The organism is Lentiprolixibacter sp., assembly GCF_982873095.1.
The window spans coordinates 1-4766 of record NZ_CEYNTP010000217.1 but is presented as its reverse complement, the minus strand read 5'-3'; the positions used below and the strand labels follow the sequence as shown (position 1 = coordinate 4766).

4 protein-coding genes are annotated in these 4766 nt (G+C 45.7%); all 4 read left to right on the top strand.

Annotated elements, in window-relative coordinates; translation table 11 throughout:
* Positions 1–2012, top strand: a 2012-nt coding sequence (locus tag AC4E7D_RS11725) for a tetratricopeptide repeat protein (RefSeq protein ID WP_490173980.1), incomplete at its 5' end; no start/stop codon positions are given.
* A gap of 37 nt (positions 2013–2049) precedes the next feature.
* A complete protein-coding gene (locus AC4E7D_RS11720) occupies positions 2050–3435 on the top strand; it encodes a caspase family protein (RefSeq protein ID WP_490173979.1) in 1386 nt (461 codons plus the stop codon).
* Positions 3436–3528: 93 nt separating this feature from the next.
* Positions 3529–3957, top strand: a complete 429-nt coding sequence (locus AC4E7D_RS11715; protein WP_490173978.1) for a hypothetical protein — start codon at positions 3529–3531, stop codon at positions 3955–3957.
* 11 nt (positions 3958–3968) lie between these two features.
* On the top strand, positions 3969–4601 hold the full coding sequence (locus AC4E7D_RS11710; protein WP_490173977.1) for a hypothetical protein: 633 nt from the start codon (positions 3969–3971) through the stop codon (positions 4599–4601).
* Positions 4602–4766: the final 165 nt, after the last annotated feature.

Genomic DNA, 4766 nt, shown 5'->3' with positions numbered 1-4766 from the left:
TCTCAAGCTGGGTCTTGCTACAGGTATTTGCGCTCATCTCCGAGCCCCTGGGATTTCCCAAGATATCCCTGACCTATTTGTTGCTAATCCTGATCATCGGTTTCCCCATTTACATCTATCTGATATGGCGCTACCGCATCAAGGAGGAGCATATCGAAGAAAGTGATGCTGCCGTAAAGGCGCTCGACCTCAATGAGGCTTCTTCGAAATCCGGAATCCAACTCGACCCTGGAAATGAAGCCCTCAACCTTTCTGCAGGAATTGACAGGAAGTTCCGAAAAATGTACTTTCTGGGGCTGGGTATCATCGTTCTGCTAACTGGATTATCGGCTTTGCTTATAATTAGAACAAATCTTCTAAAGGAGGATACCCCGATCATGGGGGATTTTCTGAGTTCTGCAACAAGTGATAAGATTGCGATCCTCAAATTCGATAACAATACAGGGGAGGATCAGTACGACATGGTTGGGAAGATTGCGGTTGACTGGATCATGCACGGCATCACCCAGAATAAGGCAGGGCAGGTGATCTCCCCCAAACTTGTGGAGGACTATTCCAATATCCTCAAGGCATCCATCATGCCTACCGGGGAAAATGGGATCCTCACCGAATATTTTAAACCCTCCAAAGTCATAATAGGCGATTATTATCTGTCCAAAGGACGTTTATTGATCCAGGCCTCCATTACCGATGCCAATATGGACGAGACCCTGGTGACCCTGCAACCTGTGGAATGTGATCCGGACGCTCCACTGGATTGTATTGAAGCCATAAAACAACGCGTTCTTGGTTTTCTAATTGCCGACGAAGATGAAGAGGTGGATAAGAATCAACTTCAGGAACGCCCTCCCAAATACAAAGCCTATCAATACTTCATGCAGGCTGTGGAAAAGGGTACCGCAGGGGATGATGAAGCCTATATACGCTTATTGAACCAGGCCATTGCCGAGGACAGTACCTATTTTGAACCTAAAGTTTTGCGGGTGGCCTTTTACTACAATGACGGCCAATATGTGAAATCCGATTCTTTGCTCAGCGCATTGTCGCAGGAAACATCAAATATTGAGAGACAGGTTAATATGCTCAACCTCTATGAAGCCCTCCTCGAAGGCAACAACAGAAATGCCTTCAATTATTTAAAGAAGGAGTACGATGAATCTCCGAAACATTTATCAACAAACTACAGCCTGATGACCCTGGCACAGCAATTTATCAACAGTCCGGAAAAGATCGATGCCATCTACGAGGTAATTGATATGGAGGATTTTGATTTGGACAAATGCCTGTATTGTGAATACCGGTATTACCTCAAGGGCCTGGCGGATATAGAATTGGGCAGGTATCAGCAGGTAGTGGATCTTCTTAGCCCCTTTTCCAAAACAAAAGAACAGGTCTGGCTGAAATGGGTGCTGATCCGGGCCCATCTGCGGTTGGGGAATGAAGAAGCTGTGACCAGGCTGCTTTCCAACTATAAGATTTTGGCAGAACCCGTCGACTGGGCAAACCTGAGTATACTAACGGCCAAGGAATATTTGCTGATCAACAAGAAAGATAAAGCCCATGTTATTTTACATGACCTGCCAGGCGCTATGATAAACATGGAAATTCCTGAAGAAAAGCGTAATGAATTTAAGGCCCTGGCCCTGTTTTTTGGTGAGCAGTATAAGGAGGCAGAGAAGGTCCTGGAGGCATTGGTGGAGTTGGCCCCGGAGAACCTTTCTAATAACGCCTTATTGGCCATTGCCTATGCCAGGAATAATAAAACACAACTGGCGGAGACCGTCCTGAGAAAAATGGAAAACCTTCGAGCCCCATATCAGTTTGGAAGGCTGGATTACGCTTTGGCACAGTACTATAGTGCCATTGGAAAGGAGCAGGAAACCCTGGAACATCTCTTAAAGGCGGTAGCTGACGGACGCAAGTATTTACCCTCTACCTTTCAGCACGACCCCCTGCTACTGGATTATCGGGAACATCCCGTCTTTCAGGATGTCATGGACTTCTGGAAGTAGCATTATTTAGACCCACCAACCGAAAAAAACCAACCCAATGCAAGAACACAAGAACCAGTTTGCCCTCATTATAGGCGTGGGGGGCGATATCGAGTACACCATTGATGATGCCAAAAAGCTCAGAGATACCCTCATTGATCCCAAACTGGTGGGATATCCGAAAGATAATGTAATCCTCAGAACGGGGGAAGAGGCGGATCGTAAAGGTATTCTTGGGGCCTTTGACGAGCTAAAGGAAAAAACCAACGAGGACTCTTCCATTCTGTTTTACTACTCGGGCCATGGGGGCAAATATGCCCGAGAGCACAAGTTTTATCTGCAACCCCACGGAATGACGGCTGAGAACTACAAGGATACCTGGGTGAAAGCTGAAGAATTAAAAGACAAGATCAATGCATTGGATTCTAAAAACCTGGTCATGTTCCTGGATTGTTGCCACGCGGAGGGCATGCTGCAAACGGGATTGGAGGACTTTTACGGCCTGGCACAAAAACTGAACGATGAAGGCGGGGTATGGGTGGTGGCCTCCTGCCAGGACAACCAGAAGTCCTGGAAGCTACCCGGGGATGATAACAGCCTTTTTACCGAGTGCCTGCTGGAAGTACTGTCCGGGAAACACACTTCCCCTTTCCTGGACCCCAAGGTCACTATTACTGATGTGGTCGAATATATCTTTGAAGAGGTACCCCGTAGGGCGGTTAAGGTGATCAACAAGAAGACGGGTAAACCCATTAAACAGCAACCCTTTGCCAAATTCCAGATGTCAGAAAACGTGGTCCTGAGTCATTTTCCGAAAAATATGGATACCCATGAGGCCATTGTGGCCGACCTGGAACCAAAAGCAGCCAAGCTCGATGAGCGCAGCTTTATCAAGTTGCTCCAATCCATGGAAATAGTTGGGAGGCGAGAAGATGCTATTACCCTCCTGGAAGCAAATAAACGCACCCAGACAGATGCAGACTTGTTAAATGCTCTTGGCGACCTGTATAAGGGCAAGTATCTGGAGAACCATCATCAGGCGGATGGGGAGCATGCACTCAAATGTCATGAGAAGGCTCTGGAATTGGCTATTGCAGACGAGGATGAAGAACAGGTGTACCTGAATGCGATCAACCTGGCCTTTTTATACCTCATGCTTGATTTGAGCAAGAAAAAGATGAGAACCTATGCAGAACAGGCCCTGGAGGTAGCCGGCAACTATTTATACGGCAGTACCGATAAGCATGGAACCATGGGAGAAGCCTGTATCTACCTGAACCGCCTTGATGGGGCTAAGGAGCATTACCAGAAGGTAGGTGAGGAGGGAGGCATCCGGAGCAGAATGAAGATCTATCAGGATGCTCATAAGGCGTATTCCATTTTATACAACGACAACCCCAGGGATCCCTTTATGGAATTTCTTAAGGAAACACTATTGGGCTAAGGGCTTCCAGAGAGGGATATTCACATTTTTTTGTACATTGAAGCATAGGTTTTATCCTAATATGACATTCATGTCGGCTTAAAGAACAACTATATGGAAAAGGCAAAATTATCGGAGAAGCAGGCATTCCTGATCAAAGAGGTCCTTGAAGAGATCGAATTGTATAAGGAAGAACTAGAGCGGCAGATAAAAAATGCCAAATTTAATCTCTTCCTGGGGATCGGCATCGCTGTAGTAATAGGCATCCTATTAGTCTTTCAGCCTGCTTTTTTATCAAATCTTATGGAGAAGCTAAGAAACCTTTCGGCCAATATGGAGGTGATCGGCTCTTTGGTGGGAGAGGGAATACCCGTGCTTTTTGGCTTGAAATCCCTGAATAACTCCAAAGAACAAAAGAAGCGCCTTAAAGGAGTTCGGGTATTTGAAAAGGACCTTAACCGTATGAAAGAAGGGATCATTTCCAATACCGAGGAACAAATCCTGAATCTGGAAAAGGAATTCAGCCGATATATCAATACCTAAAACCAACCTAAATGAGCGAGATAAGAAAACAAATTGAGGAAATCAATAAGACGGCCAAGAAAGCCAGACGCATTAACAACATCTTATGGGGACTCGTGTCTGTTTTGGTAATAGGCTGTTTAATACTTGCTGGTTGGGCCCTTATACAAAAAAAGAAAGCAGAAGAGGCCACCCTGGCTGAAGAAATAGCAAAAAATGAAGCGGTAGACGCGAGAAAGGAAGCAGTAGATGCTAGGCAAGCACTTGACCAGAAGATCGAAGAGAATCGCGAAGTACTCTGGGAAAGTGCAGCTAAGGTAAATACTGCAGCATCTTATTCTTTTTATGTTAGTTTTTATGGCGAGGACGAGAACTATCCGCAAGTTGAAAGTGCCATGGATAATCTTTTCAAAGATGAGGGGTATTCCCAAATTCAGGATTCGGATGGCACCATGTACGTGGATGTCTCTGAATTAAAACTGGGAACATTTCTGAAGGCGAAACAGGGACTCAATGTAAATACTGGGGTATTGGGAAGTCCGGATTATCCCAATGCCCGTGATAAACGGAACCATGCCATAATCAAAGGACAGGTGGTGAAACTTCTGGAGCGCATAGAGTATGGTAATGCGGTATGGGCCAAAATAGGATATACCCGGCAATAGGAATTAGTTTTTCAGCCCATCCTGTGATTTCAGCTGCCCACTTCTGATATTGGCAAATAAAGTTTTAATCCTCGTACTACCTTAGTATATTTGCGCCGCGATAAAAGTTTTGGTCGCGTAGCTTCCTTCTTCGTTTCACTTCGAAGGACAGGCGCTTCGCCACCC